This window comes from Patulibacter brassicae (assembly GCF_033949425.1).
Classification (GTDB): domain Bacteria; phylum Actinomycetota; class Thermoleophilia; order Solirubrobacterales; family Solirubrobacteraceae; genus Patulibacter; species Patulibacter brassicae.
In genome coordinates, this window is record NZ_JAXAVX010000001.1 from 280836 (window position 1) to 299330 (window position 18495).

20 protein-coding genes and 1 riboswitch are annotated in these 18495 nt (G+C 74.8%); of the genes, 6 read left to right on the top strand and 14 right to left on the bottom strand.

The features are described from left to right. Positions 1 to 267: 267 nt before the first annotated feature. Entirely contained in the window at positions 268 to 1377 is a 1110-nt protein-coding gene (locus tag SK069_RS01370; protein WP_319952382.1) for a hypothetical protein, read from the top strand. On the opposite strand, the gene aat is transcribed toward SK069_RS01370, so the two are convergent. The 4 genes from aat to SK069_RS01390 all read right to left on the bottom strand — a co-directional run bounded on the left by aat (position 1265) and on the right by SK069_RS01390 (position 4948). After that, on the bottom strand, positions 1265 to 2071 hold the full coding sequence (gene aat / locus SK069_RS01375; protein WP_319952383.1) for a leucyl/phenylalanyl-tRNA--protein transferase: 807 nt from the start codon (positions 2069 to 2071) through the stop codon (positions 1265 to 1267). The two genes, SK069_RS01370 and aat, sit on opposite strands and share 113 nt — an antisense overlap. Positions 2072 to 2146: 75 nt before the next feature. Next, positions 2147 to 2950 carry an alpha/beta fold hydrolase gene (locus SK069_RS01380; RefSeq protein ID WP_319952384.1) on the bottom strand — a complete coding sequence of 268 codons (804 nt, stop codon included), beginning with the start codon at positions 2948 to 2950 and terminating at the stop codon, positions 2147 to 2149. Between the two features lie 46 nt (positions 2951 to 2996). Then, positions 2997 to 4115, bottom strand: a complete 1119-nt coding sequence (gene dinB / locus SK069_RS01385) for a DNA polymerase IV (protein WP_319952385.1) — start codon at positions 4113 to 4115, stop codon at positions 2997 to 2999. Between the two features lie 68 nt (positions 4116 to 4183). Beyond that, the gene (locus SK069_RS01390; RefSeq protein WP_319952386.1) at positions 4184 to 4948 is read right to left on the bottom strand and encodes a septal ring lytic transglycosylase RlpA family protein; all 765 of its coding nucleotides are present in this window, start codon (positions 4946 to 4948) and stop codon (positions 4184 to 4186) included. An 8-nt stretch (positions 4949 to 4956) separates the two neighbouring features. Next, a riboswitch (cyclic di-AMP (ydaO/yuaA leader) is annotated at positions 4957 to 5154 on the bottom strand. 182 nt (positions 5155 to 5336) lie between these two features. Here SK069_RS01390 and SK069_RS01395 point away from each other — a divergent pair. Further along, positions 5337 to 5897 (top strand): RNA polymerase sigma factor, encoded by a 561-nt coding sequence (locus SK069_RS01395; RefSeq protein WP_319952387.1) that lies wholly within the window; start codon positions 5337 to 5339, stop codon positions 5895 to 5897. Further along, positions 5894 to 6274 carry a hypothetical protein gene (locus tag SK069_RS01400; RefSeq protein WP_319952388.1) on the top strand — a complete coding sequence of 127 codons (381 nt, stop codon included), beginning with the start codon at positions 5894 to 5896 and terminating at the stop codon, positions 6272 to 6274. The genes SK069_RS01395 and SK069_RS01400 overlap by 4 nt, the downstream gene beginning before the upstream one ends. An 8-nt stretch (positions 6275 to 6282) precedes the next feature. Here the strand turns inward: SK069_RS01400 and SK069_RS01405 are convergent, their stop codons facing one another. Further along, the gene (locus tag SK069_RS01405) at positions 6283 to 6687 is read right to left on the bottom strand and encodes a PaaI family thioesterase (protein ID WP_319952389.1); all 405 of its coding nucleotides are present in this window, start codon (positions 6685 to 6687) and stop codon (positions 6283 to 6285) included. Between the two features lie 73 nt (positions 6688 to 6760). On the opposite strand from SK069_RS01405, the gene SK069_RS01410 reads away from it, so the two are divergent. Further along, positions 6761 to 7804 carry a hypothetical protein gene (locus tag SK069_RS01410; protein ID WP_319952390.1) on the top strand — a complete coding sequence of 348 codons (1044 nt, stop codon included), beginning with the start codon at positions 6761 to 6763 and terminating at the stop codon, positions 7802 to 7804. Between the two features lie 61 nt (positions 7805 to 7865). Here the strand turns inward: SK069_RS01410 and SK069_RS01415 are convergent, their stop codons facing one another. The 7 genes from SK069_RS01415 to SK069_RS01445 all read right to left on the bottom strand — a co-directional run bounded on the left by SK069_RS01415 (position 7866) and on the right by SK069_RS01445 (position 13143). Beyond that, entirely contained in the window at positions 7866 to 8312 is a 447-nt protein-coding gene (locus SK069_RS01415) for an SRPBCC family protein (protein ID WP_319952391.1), read from the bottom strand. Positions 8313 to 8326: 14 nt separating this feature from the next. Then, the gene (locus tag SK069_RS01420) at positions 8327 to 8854 is read right to left on the bottom strand and encodes an adenine phosphoribosyltransferase (protein ID WP_319952392.1); all 528 of its coding nucleotides are present in this window, start codon (positions 8852 to 8854) and stop codon (positions 8327 to 8329) included. Beyond that, on the bottom strand, positions 8851 to 9627 hold the full coding sequence (gene ftsR, locus SK069_RS01425; RefSeq protein ID WP_319952393.1) for a transcriptional regulator FtsR: 777 nt from the start codon (positions 9625 to 9627) through the stop codon (positions 8851 to 8853). Before ftsR ends, SK069_RS01420 begins: the two co-directional genes overlap by 4 nt. An 8-nt stretch (positions 9628 to 9635) precedes the next feature. Further along, on the bottom strand, positions 9636 to 10109 hold the full coding sequence (locus SK069_RS01430; protein ID WP_319952394.1) for an FHA domain-containing protein: 474 nt from the start codon (positions 10107 to 10109) through the stop codon (positions 9636 to 9638). After that, complete coding sequence (locus SK069_RS01435; protein WP_319952395.1) at positions 10109 to 10393, bottom strand: RsiG family protein; 285 nt, start codon at positions 10391 to 10393, stop codon at positions 10109 to 10111. The genes SK069_RS01430 and SK069_RS01435 overlap by 1 nt, the downstream gene beginning before the upstream one ends. A 129-nt stretch (positions 10394 to 10522) precedes the next feature. After that, a complete protein-coding gene (locus SK069_RS01440; RefSeq protein ID WP_319952396.1) occupies positions 10523 to 11305 on the bottom strand; it encodes a CDP-alcohol phosphatidyltransferase family protein in 783 nt (260 codons plus the stop codon). Between the two features lie 80 nt (positions 11306 to 11385). Next, positions 11386 to 13143 carry a proline--tRNA ligase gene (locus SK069_RS01445; RefSeq protein ID WP_319952397.1) on the bottom strand — a complete coding sequence of 586 codons (1758 nt, stop codon included), beginning with the start codon at positions 13141 to 13143 and terminating at the stop codon, positions 11386 to 11388. 185 nt (positions 13144 to 13328) lie between these two features. On the opposite strand from SK069_RS01445, the gene SK069_RS01450 reads away from it, so the two are divergent. Next, positions 13329 to 14810 carry a hypothetical protein gene (locus SK069_RS01450; RefSeq protein ID WP_319952398.1) on the top strand — a complete coding sequence of 494 codons (1482 nt, stop codon included), beginning with the start codon at positions 13329 to 13331 and terminating at the stop codon, positions 14808 to 14810. Positions 14811 to 14899: 89 nt separating this feature from the next. Here the strand turns inward: SK069_RS01450 and ispG are convergent, their stop codons facing one another. Beyond that, a complete protein-coding gene (gene ispG / locus SK069_RS01455) occupies positions 14900 to 16177 on the bottom strand; it encodes a flavodoxin-dependent (E)-4-hydroxy-3-methylbut-2-enyl-diphosphate synthase (RefSeq protein ID WP_319952399.1) in 1278 nt (425 codons plus the stop codon). 149 nt (positions 16178 to 16326) lie between these two features. Here ispG and SK069_RS01460 point away from each other — a divergent pair, with 149 nt between their 5' ends. Further along, on the top strand, positions 16327 to 16956 hold the full coding sequence (locus SK069_RS01460) for a class I SAM-dependent methyltransferase (RefSeq protein ID WP_319952400.1): 630 nt from the start codon (positions 16327 to 16329) through the stop codon (positions 16954 to 16956). A 57-nt stretch (positions 16957 to 17013) separates the two neighbouring features. Here the strand turns inward: SK069_RS01460 and SK069_RS01465 are convergent, their stop codons facing one another. Next, positions 17014 to 18444, bottom strand: a complete 1431-nt coding sequence (locus SK069_RS01465; RefSeq protein ID WP_319952401.1) for an APC family permease — start codon at positions 18442 to 18444, stop codon at positions 17014 to 17016. Positions 18445 to 18495 lie beyond the last annotated feature (51 nt).

Here is an 18495-nt window from a genome sequence, read left to right on the forward strand (position 1 = left end):
CAGGATGGGCCTCCATCGTGGTTCGCGGAGCCGCGCGCCCGCGCGGCCTCCACCCGCGCCGCCCGACCGGGCGACGCAGCCGCGCGGTCGCCCGGCGGCTCGACGCCGGAGTATGTCGCAGACCGCACGTGCTCGCCGTCCCGCGACCCCATTCCTACTCCGAGTCGCGAATGGAATCGCGCGCCGCTCCCCGCGACGTCGCCCGGAGACGCGTCCCCCCGGCCGCATCGAACCCGCCGATGCGCGGTTCCACCTAGCATGCCGCCGATGCGCCGACCGGCCCCCTCCCCCCGCCGCACGGCCCCGCGCCGGGCCTGGCTCGCCCTCGCGATCGTCACGGCGCTCCTCGGGGGGCTCGCCGCGCCGGGGGCGGCGAGCGCGCGGATGGCGAAGGGGCTCCAGGACGTGCGGATGGCCTTCAGCGGCGACCCGGCGCTGCGCGCGTCGTTCTGGCGCGCCGCCCACGCCGCGAGGGTCACCCGCGTTCGGGTGCTCGTGAACTGGGACGGCGCGCAGCGGACGATCGACCCCGGCACCGCCGCCGTCCTGCGCCGCACCGCCGAGGAGGGTCGCGACCGCGCGGGCGCGCGCCTGCTCATCGGGATCTACGCCCCGATCAACCGCCAGCGCGCGACACCGCGCCGGATCACGAGCTCGCTCATCGACGCCTACGGGTCGTTCGCCGCGTCGGTCGCCGAGGCGATGGACGGGCTGCCGGTCGCCGCGTTCATCACGTGGAACGAGCCGAACTTCCGCTCGATGTGGCCGCTGAACCAGCCGCGCCGCTGGGTGACGCTCTCCAACCGCGGGTACGCCGCGTACAAGCGCGTGCGCCCGTCGGTCCCGGTGCTCGTCGGCGAGATGGCCCCGAACGCCCGCACCCGAAACGCGCGCAACCCGGGGGCGTTCCTGCGCGAGGCGCTCTGCGTGACGTCGCGCTACCGGCTGCGGTCGCGGTCCGCGTCCTGCCGCCGGGCCAGGCTCCGCGCCGACGGGTTCGCGCTGCACACCCACGACTTCACCCATCCGCCGACGAAGCGCTCCCGCACCCGGGACGCGTGGACGATGGGCAACCTGCCCTACGCGATGGTCGAGCTGCGCCGGCTGGCCCGGGCCGGGCGGATGCCGGCGAAGGCCGCGCGCAACGTCCACATCACGGAGTTCGCCTACCGCACGCGCGGCAGCAGCCGCACCCCGACGAGCCGCGCGGCCCGCTACCTGCGCCAGGCCTGGAGCTACGCGAAGCGCCGCAAGGTCCGGAGCTTCACCTGGTACCAGCTGCGCGATCCGGGAACCGGCCACGAATGGCAGTCCGGTCTCCTGACGTTCGGCGGACAGTCCCGAGCGACCTGGAGGACCTTCCGCGGGCTGCGGTGAGCCGGTCGATGGCGGCCACGAGCTCGTGGCCATCGGCCGGCCCCGCGTCCCGCCGCAGCGCGGCGGGACGCAGCCCCGGCGAGAGCGCCCACCGGAGCCGCTCGAGGAACTCCGCCTCGGCGACCTCGCGCACGCCGAGCCGCGCGGTGTGCGGCGTGCGCTGCTGCACGTCGAGCAGCCGGTAGCCCGCCCCGCGCATGCGGACCGCGGCGTGCAGGACCGCGGCGCTGCCGGCGTCGGGCGCGAGGTGGAACATCGACTCGAGCGTGTGGGCCCGGCCGAGCGCGACGCCGAAGGTCCCGCCGACGAGCGCGTCGCCGTCCCAGACCTCGAAGCTCCGGGCGTGACCCCAGCGGTGCAGGGCGCGGTAGGCCCCCGCCAGGCGCGGCGTCAGCCACACCTCCCCCGGCCCGAGACCGGGACGGTGCGCGCAGTGCTCGACGACCTCGGAGAAGGCCGCGTCGACGGTCAGGCGGAAGCCGTGGCGCGGGATCGTGCGGCGCAGCGTGCGCGGCAGCCGGATCGCGTCGAGGTCGAGGATCGCGCGCGGGTCGGCCCGGTAGGCCGCGACGCGGAACTGCCCGTCCTCGCCGCGCGTGTCCATCGGGAACGCGCCCTGCTCGTAGACGAACAGCATCCCCGGCGGGTCGAGGATCCAGCTGCCGTCGTCGGTGTGCGCACCGCCGCTCTCCACTGCTGGCCACGGTAGCGGACCACCGGCGGCGGGGTGGGCGCTTCGGACACCAGGACCACCCGGGCGCGTGGGCGCTCAGCCCTGTGCCCGCTCGGCGGTCTCGGCCACCACGGTCGACAGCCGGGCGCCGCGCCACGCGATCGGCGACTCGCCCTCCTCCTCCACGACGAGCGACGCCCCCGGGATCGTGGCGGCGTAGCGCTCGGCGGTCGCCAGCCGGTGCGTCGGGTCGGCCTCGTCTCGGCTGCCGACGACGGTCGTCGGGACGCTGATCGCCTCGAGCTCGGCGAGCTCCTCCAGCGCGGCGCTGCGCGGCACGACGCGCAGCGCGTCGGCGACGGCCTCGGGGTGCTCGTGCTGGCTGAGCCGCTGCCGGGTGACGGTCCGCACCGTGTCGCGCCACGCCTCGGGGACGTCGTCGAAGCGGTACGCGGAGAGGAACCCGTCGACGCCGCCGTCCCGCAGGCCGGCGGCGAGCCGGTCCCACCGCTCGAGCGCCGCCGGATGCTGCTCCCGTCCGGGCAGGAACGCCGGGGTGACGAGGACGAGGCCGACGACGCGCTCCGGCGCCTCCAGCGCCACCCGGACGGCGGTGTGGGCGCCCATCGAGGCCCCGACGAGCACCGCGCGCTCGACGCCCTGCTCGTCCAGCACGCGCTGCGCGTCGGCGGCCAGGTCGGCGTACTCGTAGGCGTCGGGATCGGCCGGCGGGTCCGACGCCCCGTGGCCGCGCGCGTCGTAGGCGATGACGGGATGCCCGAGCCGCTCGAGCTTGCGGCTGCCCATCACGACGTAGCGGTGCGTCGCCGTCAGGCCGTGGAGCAGCAGCACCGGTGCGCGGGGACCGTCGGCACCGTCGACGAGCACGTTCAGGGGCATGACCGGAGTATCCCGAGCGGCCGCCCGGGGCCCTCGGTCGTCGGCCTCAGCCGAGCGGCAGCGCCAGCTGCGCGCCCGGGCCGTCGACGAGCTCGAGGCCGGCGAGTCGCACGCCGAGCAGGCGCACCGGCGCCGGCGGCCCGTACTCGCGCAGCAGCCCGACCGCGAGCTCCGCGACGAGCTCGCCGTCGTCGATCGAGCGCGGCAGGGTCCGCGACCGGGTGACGGTCGTGAAGTCGGCGAGCCGGACCTTGATCCCGACGGTCCGCCCGCGCCGGCCCTGGGCGTCGAGCGCCTCGGCGAGCTTCAGCGAGAGGCGCCGCAGCTCCCGCTCGAGGTCGTCGGGATCGTCGAGGTCGATCGAGAAGGTCGTCTCGCGGCTCTCGGACACCGGCTCGCGGACCGGCTCGACGGGATCGTCGTCGTCGAAGCGACAGCGGCGGTGCAGCCACGGCCCGGTCCGTGGCCCGAACCACTCGGCGAGCTGGGCGACGTCGACGCCGGCGAGCTGCCGGATCGTGCGGATGCCGCGCTCCTCCAGGCCGGTCGCCGTGCGCGGCCCGATGCCGGGCAGCAGCCCGGGCGGCTCGTCGGCCCAGCGCCGCCAGGCGGCCCGGCGGTCCAGCACGACGAACCCGCGCGGCTTCTCTGCGTCGGAGGCGAGCTTCGCGACGAGCTTGCTCGGGCCGATGCCGACGGAGACGTCGAGCGCCGTCTCCCGCTTGATCCGCGCCACGAGCCGCCGCAGTGCGGCGCGAGGCGCGAGCATGCCCGTCAGCTCCAGGTAGGCCTCGTCGAGGCTCATCTGCTGGACGACGTCGATCTCGTCCCGCACGATCGACATCACGGCCTGCGACGCCTCGCGATAGGCGTCGAGGTCCGGCGGGACGAGGATCGCCTCCGGGCACCGCCGGCGGGCGACCGAGAGCGGCATCGCCGAGCCGACGCCGTGGCGGCGGGCCTCGTAGGTCGCCGTGGTGACGACCGACCGGGGCCCGTCGTGCGCGACGATCACCGCCCGGCCGCGCAGCTCGGGGCGGCGCAGCAGCTCGACGGCGGCGAAGAACGCGTCGCAGTCGAGGTGCCCGACGCAGCGAACCGGATCGGCGGCCGGCGCGGCGTCGGTCGCGCGGCCGTCGTCCTGGCGCTGGCGGGCGGGAGCCACCCGTCCAGGGTAGCCCGCCGCGCGGCGGCGGGGCGAACGTCCGTTCGCCCCGTCCCTCGCGGGTGGTCCTAGCGGTCGACCAGCACCGTGCCGGTGCTGCCGAAGCCGAGGCGGCCCTTCGTCGCCGCGGTGAGGTCGAACTCGCGTCCCGCGACGTACGGGCCGCGATCGATGACGCGGGCCTGCACGGTGCGGCCGCCGTGCTTGAACGTCAGCCGGGTGCCGCAGGGCAGCGTCTTGTGCGCGACGCCGATCGTCCCGGGGCTCAGGCGCCCGCCGCAGGCCAGGGCGCCGCCGTACAGGCCGGGGCCGTAGTACGAGGCGTACGTCGCCCGGAAGCCGTGCACGCGCTCGACGCGACGGCTGATCGCGCGGGCGTGGGTCGTCCCCGCCACGCGGATCCGCGTGGCCAGGTCGCCGGTCCGACGCACGGTCGTCGCCAGCCGGAACCGCCCGGAGGACGACGTGCGCGCCCGGTCGGCCTCGCGCCAGCGGCCCGCGCGGCGGACCTCGAGCCGCACGAGCGTGCTGCGCGGGACGGCGGTCACGCGACCGCGGTACCGCGCGCGGCCGCCGACGCGGACGTCCCCGCGCTCGCTCGTCACGCGCAGCCGCGGGCGGCGCGGCTTCGCGGTCGCCGCCGGGGCGGCGGCGGGCGTCGCGGCGGCACCGGCGCCACCGGACGCGGGAGCCTCGACGCCCGGCTGGGACGTCTCGGCACCGGTCGACTCGGCCGCGATCGCGGGCGCGGCCGTCGCGGCGAGGGTCACCACGAGCCCCATGGTCAGGGCGACGCGCGGTGACATGACGCTTCCGTCATGGGTCACGGACATGGCAGGACCTCTTCTGGTCGTGACGCCTACGAGGTGAGCTGACGGGCTCGCACCCGGCGACACGGACCGGTCGGTCGTGTCGACGGGCGCTACGGACGCAGCAGCGTCCGATTCGCCCCGGCTCCGCCCGAGAGGGATCGGGCAGGGAACAAGTGGGTCCCCCGCTCGGCGCGCACCGATGCGCGCCGACTCGGCGTCGGTGAACGGTCGGATCACCGTACGCGGCCGTTCCCGGCGCGAACGTGCGTTCGCGCACAGAGCGGTCGGGCGCCGGATCCGTGGCGCCGTGCCAGGCCCGGTCGACACACTGGCGCATTGGCGTTGACCTGGCGTCCCGCTACCCTTCGTCGGTGGTGCGGGCGCCCGAGCCCGCGACCGCACTCCGGCCATGGACCTCCGCGACCCCCAGAGCTTCGCCCGCGCGTACGCCGAGCACGCGCCCGGTGCCGCCCAGGCCGCGGGAGCGATCCTCGGTCCCGCCGGGCGGCGCGCCGAGGTCGAGGACGTCGTGCACGACGTGTTCCTCCGCCTCTGGCACCACCCGGAGGGCTTCGACCCGACCCGCGGCCCGCTCGGCGCCTACGTCCGCCTCCTCGCCCGCTCGCGGGCGCTCGACCTCGCCCGCCGGCAGCAGGTGGCCGCGCGCGCCGAGGACCGGCTGCGTCCGGCGGCGGCCGCCGCCGAGCCCGCCGTCGCGTCCCAGGCCGAGCGCCGGGCGACCGAGCGCGCGCTCATCCGCGCGCTCGCGACGCTCCCCCAGCCCCAGCGGGAGGCGATCTGGCTCGCCTACTGGGGCGATCTCACGACGAGCGAGATCGCCTCGCGCGCGGGGGTGCCCCAGGGAACGGTCAAGGGCCGGATCCGCCTCGGCCTCCTCCGGCTGCGGACCGAGCTGGAGACCTCGGACGTCGCGGCGGGCTTCCTCGCCGCCCTGTCGCAGCTGCTGTGAGCGCGCCGCGGCGGCGGAGCACGGCCCCGACGCTCCTGGCGCTGAGCGCCGCCGTCGCCATCCTCCTGGCGGTGGTCGTCGTGCGCCTGGCCGGCGGGGACGACCCGCGCACCGGGTCGCCCGTCGCCGCGCCGGTCGCCGACGGGGTCGTCGTCGAGGTGCCCGACGCGCGGGGCCGGCGGCTGATCGAGGCCTACGCCCGGCGGATCGGCGCCGAGGACCGGCCCGCCGTCCGCGCGCTCGGCCAGGCCGTCGTCGTGCGCGTGCGGCCCCGACGGGCGGACGTGCTCGTGCGGGCCGGCGGACGCGCGGCGCGCTTCTCGCGGGCCGACGACCCGCGCCTGCAGGCGTTCGTCGCGCGGGCCCTCGGCGGCTGAGGGTCGGCTCAGCCGGCGAGCGCCCGGACGGCGATCACCATCCGCGTCGTCGCCGCCAGCCGACCCGCGTCGTCGGTCATCCGGACGTCCCAGACCCAGGTCGTGCGCCCCCGGTGCAGCCGGTCGGCCCGCGCGTGGACGGTGCCCTCGAGGATCGGCCGCAGGAAGTTCGTCGCGTTCGAGAGCCCCTGGGCCACGAACCCGTCCGGCATCACCGCGGCGGCGGTGGCCATCGAGGTCACCGACTCGGCGATCGCCGCGTAGACGCCGCCGTGCACGAGGCCCATCGGCTGGCGGACGCCGTCGACCACCGGGACGCTCGCCTCGATCCACCCGTCGCCCTGATCGTGGACACGAAGTCCGATCAGGCCGTCCAGGGTGCGCTCGTGCGGGATCGTCGTCGGCAGCTCCATGCCTCGATCCTACGAGGGCGCGCCCGGGCGACCATTACGCGTTCGCAACGCGACGACCGCTAGATTCCGCGCGATGCCGCGCGTGGAGAGCTTGCATCCGGACCAGCAGGCGGTGCTGCAGCTCGTGCTGCGGCGCGGCATGGCGTACGAGGAGCTGGCGGGGGCCCTGGGCATGACGCCCGAGCTCGTCCGCGAGCGCGCCCTCGACGCCGTCGACGGCCTCGCCCCGGACGACGTCGACGGCCTCGAGATCGAGGACCGCGATCGGATCGCCGACTACCTGCTCGGCCAGTCCAGCGCGAGCGAGCGCCAGGCGGTGCGGGAGCTCCTGGAGTCCGCGGCGCCCGCCCGGACGTGGGCCCGCCTCGTCAGCAACGAGCTCCGGCCGCTGGCCGGCGACCGGCTGCCGGTCGTGCCCGGCGACGGCGAGGACGTCCGCGAGGCGTTCGCGGCCCTCGACGCCAAGACCGTCGCGCAGGGCAAGGAGCGCCGCCGCCGCGGCGCCGGCTCGATCCTCCTCGCCCTCGCGGGCGCGCTCGTGCTCGTCGTGGCCGTGCTCTACGTCACCGGCGTGTTCGACGGCGACGACGACGCCAGCGACGTCGCCAGCACCCCGACGACCACGACCACCGCCGGCAGCTCGGACGCCGAGCTCCAGGCGATCGCCCAGAGCCTGCGCCAGCAGGTGAACCTCCGTCCGCCGTCCGGCGCGAAGGGCAGCGCGGCCCGCCCGAAGGGCGTCATCCAGCTCACGGCGCAGGACGGCCAGCTGCTCGCGCTCCTGCAGGGCTCCGGGTTCCGTCCCGCGACCTCGAACCGCACGTACGCCGTGTGGCTCACCGGCGGGCCGAGCAGCCGCCGCGCGATCCGCCTGGGCTGGTTCAGCAACGGCGAGACCGACCAGTCCGGCCAGGCGACCGCGAAGACGATCGACAGCAAGGGCCGGATCGCCGGCACGCTGCTGCCGCTGCAGGTCGGCAAGGACATCGCCAACCAGCGCGAGGTGCCGATCGATCCGCGCCAGTACTCGCGGATCGTCATCGCCGAGGAGACGTCGAGCACCGTCGGGCGCGCGAACCCCGGCCGGACCGTCGTCAGCGGCCCCCTCAAGCAGTAGGCGAGCCGGATTGCCGTGCCGAGCGGGGCGTCCGCCCCGCTCGTCGCGCCCCCGCGCCGGCTCAGCTCGTCGCGGCGCGCCGCAGGCCGGTGAGCAGCTCGTTCGCGTAGCGGCGGGCCGCCCGGCGGCCGAGCATGCCGGCGGTGAGGCCGCGCTGCACGAGGTCGCGCTCGACGGTGACCGTCACCAGCGAGCGCTCGCCCTCCGCCGGCTCGATCCGCAGCTCGACGGCGCTGCGCCGCATCGCCTTCGCGAACGGCGTGTCGTCGAGCTCCTGCTCCCACCGCTGCAGCTGCTCGCGTCGCGACTGGCTCACCCGCCAGTCCACGCGCACCGGCACGCCGCGCGAGCTGCGCAGCACGAGCGTGAACCGTCCGCCCTGGACGTCCTCCGCCCGCTCCGCCCGCGGCCACCACGAGACGAGCCGCCCGCCGTCGGCCACCCAGTACCAGACGGTCTCCGGCGTGGCGTCGATCGTCCCCGACGTCGTGCCGCTCGTCTCCGCCACGTCCCGTCCCTGCCTCAGTCGTAGGTCACCAGCGAGTGCACGGCGTGCGGCGCCAGGCGCGCGCGACCGCCGAGCGCCGACAGCTCGACGAGGAACGAGCAGGCGACGACCTCGCCACCGAGGTCCTCGACGAGCCGGCAGAGCGCCTCGGCGGTCCCGCCGGTGGCCAGCAGGTCGTCGTGGACGAGCACCCGGGTCCCGGGCTCCAGGAGGTCCGCGTGGACCTCGAGCTGGTCGCTGCCGTACTCCAGCGCGTACTCGACCGCGAGGGTGTCCCGCGGCAGCTTGCCGGGCTTGCGCGCCAGCAGGAACCCCGCGCCGAGCTCCAGCGCGAGCGCCGGGCCGAGGAGGAACCCGCGGGCCTCGGCCGCGATCACGCGCTGGACGCCGAGGTCGCGCGTGACGTCGGTCAGGTGGTGCACCGCGGCCGCCAGCGCGGCCGGGTCCGCGAAGACCGGCGTGATGTCGCGGAACGTCACGCCGGGCTCGGGGTGGTCCGGGATCGCGACGATCCGGGCGGCGACCTCCTCCACGTGGCTCACGCGACGAGCCGCCGCAGGTCGCGGATGAGCAGGAGGTGCTTCAACCGCGTGGTCGTGGCCGCGAGGGTCTCGAGCGCGTCGACCGCCTCGGCGCGGCGCTCGGGGTTGCGCGACCGCAGCGCCGGCCCCAGCAGCTGCTCGAGCAGGGCCGCCTCCCGGTCCGCGGAGCTGCGCAGGACGCGCAGGTGGCGCCCGCCGACCCCGTAGCGGGCGAGCTCGACCGCGGCGCGCACGACCTCGCGCTCGTCGTCGTCGAAGACGATCGCGCCGGCCTGGTCGCGACCCTGGACGATGCCGTAGTCGCGCAGCTCGCGGACGAGCTGCGGCGTGGCCCGCGTCTCCTCGCAGAGCTGCTCGAGCGTTCGCAGCCCGGCGCTCGGCGTCCGCAGCGCGACCGACGTGGTGCCCCGCTGCGCGGGCGGCTCCTCCGGCGCGTCCTCGGCGACGACGCGCGGCTCCTGCCCGCGCCCGGCGGCCAGCTCCTGCCGGATGACGCGCAGCGGCAGGAACTCGTCGCGCTGCAGGCGCAGGATCGTCCGCAGCCGCTCGACGTCGTCGCTGCCGAACAACCGGTAGCCGCCCGAGGTCCGCCGCGGATGGAGGAGCTTCTGGTCCTCGAGGTAGCGGATCTTCGAGATCGAGATCTCCGGGAACTCCCCGCCGAGCAGCTTGCAGACCTGACCGATCGTCAGTGGGCGTCCCGAGCGGGCGCTCGCCGGCGCGACGTCCTCGGCCTCGGGGGTGCCTGCCGCGGTCACGGGCTGCTGGCTCATGCGCGCCCTCAGCGGGCGAGGAAGGTCAGCTTGTACTTGCCGACCTGGACCTCGTCGCCGTCCCGCAGGAGGGCGCTGTCGATCCGTCGGCGGTTCACGTAGGTGCCGTTCAGGGAGCCGAGGTCGTCGACGTGCCAGCCGTCGTGGCGCGACACCGCGAGCGCGTGGTCGCGCGAGACGGTCACGTCGTCGAGGAAGAGGTCGCTCTCGGGGCGGCGGCCGATCGTGACGCGCTCGCCCGCGAGCGGGATCGTCTCCCCCTCGCGTCCGCCGCCGGCGCGGATCACGAGGGCGGCACCGCCGGCCTCGCGCACCGAGCCGAGGTCGATCGCGCTGATCTCCCCCGTGTCGCCGACGCGGTAGGTCGCGGTGCTCGGATCGTCCTGCGCCGCCGTGATGTCCCCGAGGTAGGCGCCGCAGCGGGGGCAGAAGTTCGCGCCCTCGCCGGCGACGAACCCGCACTCGGGGCAGTGGACCGCCATCAGGCGCCCTGGCCCCCCTCGCCGTCGTCGTCGATCCGGAGGTTGCCCGCGCGGCCCGCGAGGATCTCCGTGAGGCGGTCGACGTCGGCGGTCGCGATGACCGCCTCGCCGTCCTCGTGACGCCGGCGCAGGCGGCTGACGAGCTCGGCCCGGAGGATGTCGATCTGCCCGTGCAGGATCCGACGCCGGTAGCTGACCTCGGTCTCCTCCTGCGTCAGCCGGTCGATCATCGCCTTCAGCTCCTCGTCCGGGAGGCTGCCGAGATCGGGAAAGGAATCGTCCATGCGGGTGGTGGGCTCCGTGGGGTGAACGCCGCGGCGAGCATACCAGCGCCTCCCGCCCGGAACTCGACCTCGGCTTGAGGGTGCGCTCCCGGCCAGTGGACCACGTCCCCCGCGCGCGGGCACGCGGCCTCAGCGAGCGTTCGAGGGGCCCTCCGGCGCCGCCGCGCGGCGTCGTCGCAGCGCGCGGCGTCCCTGGACGGTGTAGCGGGCGCTCGCCAGCAGCGACATCGCGACCCCGATGCCCAGCAGGACGTCGGCGAGCGTCCCCACGCCCGCGAGCGCGAGGAAGAGCGACCCCATCGTCGGCACGACCGCGAGGCGACCCCACCAGTTCACCTGGAGGCTCAGGCCGAGGTTCATGGCTCGCCGACCGAAGAAGAGCATGTAGCACTCGCGGGCCACGATCAGCGCGAGCAGCCAGCGGGGCAGGAGGTCGAACGACCAGCACACCACGCCGCCCGCCAGGACGAGCGACCGGTCCGTCACGGGATCCAGCAGCGCGCCGAAGCGGCTGTACTGGCCGGTGGCGCGGGCGAGGAAGCCGTCGACGTAGTCGCTGCCCGCGATGAACGCGTAGAGCACGGCCGGCCCCGCCTCGGTGCCGCTGTCGTTGCTGAGCGCCCAGACGAGGAAGACCGGGATGAGCGCGAGCCGCACCATCCCGACGGCGTTCGGGATCGTCCAGACGTTCAGCGGCTGGCCGGGCAGGGTCTGCGGGGGCGGCGGGCCCGAGCGGTCCAGCCCGAAGAGCCGGTAGACCGTCATCCGGGCGCGCTCGGTCTGCTCGCGCGCCCGCTCCCGCACCTGCTCGGTCCGCTCGCGGACCTGTTCCGTGCGCTCGCGGGTGCGCTCGCGGACCTGCTCGGCCCGCTCCCGCGTCCGCTCGCGCACCTGCTCGGCGCGCTCGCGCACCGTCCCCGAGCCGTGGTCCGGCGGCTCGGGCGCGCGGTCCTCGGGACCGCCGTCGTCCGGCCTCTCGGGGCCCGCCGGGCTCAGGGGATCCGCTCCCAGAGCTCGCGGACGGCGGCCACGAGCCCGTCGAGCGGCAGCCCGCCCTCGACGTCCTGCTGGCCGCGCCGGACCTGCGCCTCGACGCGGCCCTCGGCCAGCGACCGGCGGCCGACCGTGAGCCGCAGCGGGCAGCCGAGCAGCTCGGCGTCGGTGAGCTTCATCCCGGCACCGCCGTCGCGGTCGTCGAGCAGGACGCTGAAGCCGGCATCGCGCAGCTCGTCGTGGATCCGGGCCGCGGCGGCCTGCTCGTCCGTGCCCCGCTTGCCCAGCGCGACGACCTCGACGTCGAACGGCGCGATCGCCTTGGGCCACGCGATCCCGCGGTCGTCGTGGAACTGCTCGACCGCCGCCGCCGCGATCCGCGCGGGACCGATCCCGTAGGAGCCCATGACGATCGGCTGCTCGCGCCCGTCCTCGTCGAGGTACCGCGCGCCGAGCGGCTCGGAGTACCGCGTCATGAGCTGGAAGATGTTGCCGATCTCGATCGCCGGCTCGATGACGACCGTCCGGCCGTCGACGACGTCGCCCGCGACGACCTCCCGCACGTCGGCGACCTCGTAGGCGAAGTCCCGACCCGGCACCACGCCGTCGAGGTGCACGCCCTCCTCGTTGGCCCCGACGCACCAGCCGCCGGCCGGGCTGCCCTCCGCGGTGGCCACGACCGCCGCGTCCACCACGACGGGGACGTCCGCGCCGACGGGCCCGAGCGAGCCGGGCGGGCCGAGGCGCTCGCGGATCTCCTCCTCGAAGGCCTGGCGAACGGCGCCGCCGAGGGCCTTGGCGAGCTTCACGTCGCCGACCTGGTGGTCGCCGCGCAGGAGCACGAGCACGAACCGCGCCGCGCCCTCCGCGTCGGTGGCCACCACGGGGAACGCCTTGAGCAGCGCGCCCGCCGGACGGTCGAGGTGCTCGGCGAGGGCCGCGATCGTGCGGACCCCGGGCGTCTGCACCCGCTGCGGCGCGTCGGGCGCGTCGGGCAGCGCCACGGGCTGGGGCTCGGCGCTGGCGACCTCGACGTTCGCGGCGTAGTGCCGCCCGACCGCGCCGGCGTCGCCGGGATCGACGCTCAGCACGACGTCGTCCTCGCCCGCGGCGCACGGCGCCATGTACTCGTGGGCGCGCTTGCCGCCCATCATGCCGGTGTCGGACTCGACCTCGTACCAGCGCAGCCCGCTGCGGTCGTAGACCCGCGCGTACGCCTCGCGGAAGCGCTCGTACTGGGCCTGGAGGCCGGCCTCGTCGCGATCGAACGTGTAGGCGTCCTTCATGACGAACTCGCGCGTCCGCAGGACGCCGGCGCGCGGGCGCGGCTCGTCGCGCTCCTTCACCTGGAACTGGTAGAGCGAGAGCGGCAGGTCGCGGTAGGACCGCACCACCTGCGCGACGTGGAAGGTCACCGCCTCCTCGTGGGTCATCGCGAGGACCATGTCGGCGTCCTTGCGATCCCGCAGGCGGAAGAGCTCGCCGCCGATGGCGTCGTAGCGCCCCGTCCGCCGCCAGAGGTCGGCGGGCTGGAGCACCGGCATCAGCAGCTCCTGGCTGCCGATCCGGTCCATCTCCTCGCGGATGATGGCCACGATCCGCTGGTGCACGCGCCAGCCGGCCGGCAGCCACGTCCAGAGCCCGGCGCCGACCTGGCGCACGAGCCCGGCCCGCACCATGAGCTGGTGGGACACCGCCTCCGCGTCGGCGGGGGGCTGGCGCTCGGTGGGCAGCAGCAGCTCGGACAGGCGGCTCATCGCGGGAGAATCTATTCGACGGTCCCCCGTCGACGGCCCTCGACGCCGTCGGATGCGGGAGAATCGAGCCCCGCCGACCGCAACCTGCGGCGGGACGACGGGTTCCTGGTGGTGAGCGCACGCACCCGGCCGTCCCGGACGGCCCGCCGCCCGCTCACCGCCCCCAGCCGAGGAGCCCCTTCCCGATGACCTCTCGCCTCCGCCGCGCCACGCCGCTCGTCCTCGCCGCCGCCGGCCTGCTCGCCCTGCCGGGCGGCGCGTCGGCGTCCAAGACGATGCTCACCGGCATCGCCGACGAGAACGTCCTGAACGGCGCCACGCCCGGTGGCGCGGACACGACCGTCGCCAAGTGGAAGGCCGAGGGCATCCAGGACGTCCGCACGTTCGCGCAGTGGAACAAGCTCGCGCCGGACGTCGATGCGACGAAGGTCCCGGAGGGCAAGGACTGGCGCGACCCCGCCTCCTACGACTTCTCCTCGCTCGACCGCAAGATCGACCTCGTGCGGCGTCACGGCCTCGGCGTGACGCTCGTGCTGACCGGTCCCGGACCGGTGTGGGGCTCGCTCGAGCCGGCGCGGCGCAACGGCACGCTGAAGCCCAACCCGACGCTCTTCGGCCAGTTCTCCGAGGCGGTCGCCAAGCACGTCGCCGATCGCGTCGACCGCTACATCATCTGGAACGAGCCGAACGTCGCCACGTGGCTGCAGCCGCAGTGGACCTGCACCGGGCTGAAGTGCCGTCCGTACTCGCCGTACCTCTACCGCCAGCTGGCGGCGAAGGGCTATGCCGCGGTGAAGCGGCACGACTCCACCGCGCGCGTCGCGATCGGCGGCACGTCCTCGAAGGGCACGATCGCGGCCCCGCGGATCGGCCGCACGAACTCCGCGATGCAGCCGCTCGTCTTCCTGCGCGAGATGAGCTGCGTCACGGCGAAGTACAAGCGGACCCGCTCCGGCCGGTGCAAGGGCTTCAAGCCGCTGAGCGGCGAGGCGCTCTCCTACCATCCGCACCCGCGCGAGTTCTCGCCGGGTCGCACGGACCCGGCCAAGGACAACGCGCGGATCGCCGACCTGCCGCGCCTGCTGCGCGCGCTGGACCGGATGCAGCGCGCGGGCGGGTTCAAGGTCCGCGGCGCGAAGCGGATGCCGCTCTGGCTCGACGAGTTCGGCTACGAGACCTACCCGCCGGACCGCAAGGGCAACGGCACGGTCTCCCTGTCCCGCCAGAAGGCGTGGACGCAGTGGGGCATCGCGAAGGCCGCGCGCCAGTCGCGCGTCCAGATGCTCACGCAGTACGAGTGGTTCGACGAGCCGACCGGGTCCGACGAGAACGAGCAGTTCAACCGGTGGCAGTCCGGCCCGTTCTTCGTCGACGGCCGGCCCAAGCCGCTGGCGGCCGTCTTCGCGACGCCGATCTACGGCTGGCGCACGAGCCGCAGCGCGACGGTCTGGGGCCAGGCCCGCCCGGCGACGAGCCGCATCCGCGTGACGCTGCAGCGCAGCACCGGCGGGGCGTTCCGGGACTACAAGGCCGTGACGACGAACGCCGTCGGCCAGTTCACCGCGAAGGTCCCGCGCTCGAGCAAGACCCGGTACCGCTTCACGTTCGTCGACCCGAGCTCGCAGCAGACCCGCACGAGCGACGCGGTCCGGCTGACGAAGGAGTAGCGCCCCGCGGGCGGGGGCCGGCGCCACCGGCCGCGCGCCCTCGGGCGCCCGGCGCTCGCCCCCGGTCCGCCCGTCGGAGCGCCGGCGGCTCAGCCGCCGGTGCGGGTGAACCGCCGGCCGGCGGTCGGCGAGGAGGACTCGTCGACGAGGCGCCCGCCCTCGGGCGGTGCCGCGGCGGCCTGCGCCTCGGCCTCGGCCTTCTCCTTCTCGATCGCCGCAAGGCGCTCGGGCGTCATCGCGGAGAGGTCCTCGTTCTCCGAGAGCCACTGGGTCGCCTCGGCGACCTCCCGCTCGTCGCGCACGACGGTCTTGCCCGACGCGTAGTAGCGGTCGATCTCCTTGAAGAGCTCGTCGACGAGCTGGTCGGTGGGGACCTTCTTCAGCGGCTCGCCCTTGGAGAAGATCATCCCGGCGTCCTTCGCCCCCGTGATGCCGAAGTCGGCGTGGCGCGCCTCGCCGATCCCGTTCACCGCGCAGCCGAGGACGGAGACCTCGATCGGGTCCTCGTAGGCCTCGAGCCGCCGCTCGACCTCGGCCACGACCGAGTCCATGTCGAACTGCAGGCGGCCGCAGGTCGGGCAGGCGATGAGGACCGGGCCCTTCTCGCGGAGCTTCAGCGCCTTCAGGATCTCCCACGCGACCTTCACCTCCTCCTCGGCGTGGAACGTCGAGAGGGAGATGCGGACGGTGTCCCCGATGCCGTCGGCCAGCAGCGTGCCGAGGCCCACGGCGCTCTTCAGCGAGCCGGTGTACTTCGTGCCCGCCTCGGTGATCCCGAGGTGCAGCGGGTACGGGATCCGCTCGCTGAGCCGCCGGTTCGAGGCGATCGTGTTCGGGACCGAGGTCGACTTCATCGAGACCTTGAACTGGTCGAAGTCGAGGCGCTCCATGAGCTCGACCGTCTCGACCGCGGCGCGCACGAGCGCCTCGACCGGATCGGAGTACTCGAGGTCGCGCAGGTGCTTGGGCAGCGACCCGGAGTTCACGCCGACGCGGATCGGCACGTCGTGGCGCTTGGCGGTCGCCACGACCTCGGCGACCTTCTCGGGGCCGCCGATGTTGCCCGGGTTGATCCGGATGCAGTGGGCGCCGGCCTCGATCGCCTTGATCGCGAGCGTGTGGTTGAAGTGGATGTCGGCGATGATCGGGATCGGCGACTCGCGCACGATCGTCTTCAGCGCCTGGACGTCGTCGTCGCGCGGGACGGCGCAGCGAACGAGGTCCGCGCCGGCCTCGGCGACCCGGCGGATCTGGGCGAGGGTCTCCGCGACGTTCGCGGTCTCGGTCTTCGTCATCGTCTGCACGGCGACCGGCGCGCCGCCCCCGATGGGGACGTCGCCGACGCGGATCTGACGCTGCGAGGCCATGCACCGATTGTACGGAGGCGCCGCACCCGGCCGTGCAGCCGTCCGGTGACCGCGGAGACGGCCGCTGCGGAGCGCTTCGGAGCGAGTCCCACCCGGGGCGTGCGCCGCGCGGCGAGATCCGGGGAATCGATCATCTAGCCTGCCTCGACGTGCGCGCCGCTCCCGACGTCTACGCGACCGCCCGCGGGCCCCTGGCCCGGCTCGCCGGTCCGGTGGCCGCGCGCCTGCGCGCCCGCCGCCATGAGCTGCTCTTCGGCCTCACCGGGCTGGACCGCCTCGGCCGTCCGGCGCGGATCCTCGACGTCGGGTGCGGGACGCTCGGGCTGCGCGCCCAGGCGCCCGACCTCGACGTCACCGGCGTCGACCTCGTGCCCCGGCCCACGTACCCGGGGCCGTTCGTGCAGGCCGACGCGACCCGGGGCCTGCCGTTCGCCGAGGGCGCGTTCGACCTCGTCTACTGCAGCTCGGTGATCGAGCACGTCGCGCCCGAGCAGCGCGCCGCGCTCTGCCGCGAGCTCCTCCGGGTCGGGCGCGGCGTCTACGTGCAGACGCCGGCGTGGTCGTTCCCGATCGAGCCCCATGCCCTGCTGCCGGTCGCGCACTGGCTGCCGCCCGCGATCCGGCGCCCGTACTGGCGCCTCGGAGCGCAGGGGCACTGGGAGGACGTGCGCCTGCTGCGACGGGGCGAGCTCGCGCGGCTGCTGCCCGGCACCACGGTCCACGGCGAGGCCGTCGGGCCGGTGACGAAGAGCTGGATCGCCGTCCGCCCCGTCGCCTGAGGCACGCGGCTCGTCGCGACGGGTCCGGCGCCGCGCGGCGCCGGACCCGTCGCGGGATCAGGAGCGCGGCGGCTCGTCGCGCTCGGGGTGCTCGATCGCGGTGATGACGCCCGTGTCGAACTCGTCGTTGCCGCGCGTGGCCACCCAGTTGGCGAGCCAGAACACGAGCCCCAGCCCGAGCAGGAGGAGCGCCCGCGTGATCTGCTCGGTGTCGTTGGCGACGCGGTGGATCAGCAGCGCCAGGGCCGCGACCGCGCCGATCGCCGGCAGGAGCGTCGGGGCGACGAAGTGCTGGTGCGAGACCGGGTCGCGCCGCAGCACCAGGACGCTGATGTTCACCGTGATGAACACGATCAGCAACAGCGTCGTCGTGGTCGCCGCGAGGTCGGAGATGTCACCGGTCGCGGTGAGGATCACCGCCAGGCCGGTCGTGAACAGGATCGCCGCCCAGGGCGTCTGCCGGCCCCGGTGGACCTTGCCGAAGAACTGCGGCACGATCCGCTGCCGCGCCATGCCGTAGGTCAGGCGCGAGGCCATGATCATGTTGATCAGCGCGCCGTTGATGAGCGCCAGGACCCCGATCGCGGCGAAGATCTTCACCTCGACCGCCAGCGGCCCGGTCGTGGCGATCTCCAGCAGCGGCGTCGTGTCCTCGTCGGTGAGCGTCGCGTAGGACAGCACCGCCGGGGCGATGATCCCGATCACGATGTAGAGCGTGCCGGCGATCAGGAGACCGCCGAAGAGCGCCCGGGGGTAGTCCCGGATCGGGTCCTTCGCCTCCTCCGCGACGTTCACCGAGTCCTCGAAGCCGATCAGCGCGTAGAAGGCCAGGGCGGTGCCGGCGAGCGCGGCCGGGATCAGGCTGACGTCGTTGCCGGCCTCCTTCGCCTCGCTCGTCGAGAACGCGTTGCCGACGTCGCCGACGCCGTCCAGCAGGGCGCCGACGCCGATCACGATGATGAGGATCAGGCCGCCGAACTCGATGAGCGTCAGGACGACGTTGATCTTCACCGACTCGCTGATGCCGCGGAAGTTCACGGCCGCCACGATCATGAGGAAGCCGAGGGCGATGAGGATCGTCTGCGTCTCCGACAGGGTCCAGTCGAAGAGCCGCGGCAGGTAGGTCTCCGCGACGCCGCGCGAGAGCGTCGACGCCGACGCGATGCCCGAGCACATGACGGCGAACGCGATCATGAACGTGAAGAACGGCTTGCGGAACGCCTTGTTGACGTAGAGCGCCGCGCCCGCCGCCTGCGGGTACTTCGTCACGAGCTCCGCGTACGCGGTGGCGGTGAGGAGGGCCAGGAGCAGGGCGAGCGCGAACGGCAGCCAGACGAGCCCGCCGACCTCGCCGCCGATGACGCCGACGAGCGTGTAGATGCCGCCGCCGACGACGTCGCCGATGACGAACAGCAGCAGCATGTTGCGCGAGATCGCCCGCTTGAGCGGTGGATCCGACGCTGGGGGCGCGGCGGTGCCGGCTTCCATTGGTGCCTCCCGAGGGGGTTTGGGGGATCGGGCGGGCGCCCCGCGGGCGAC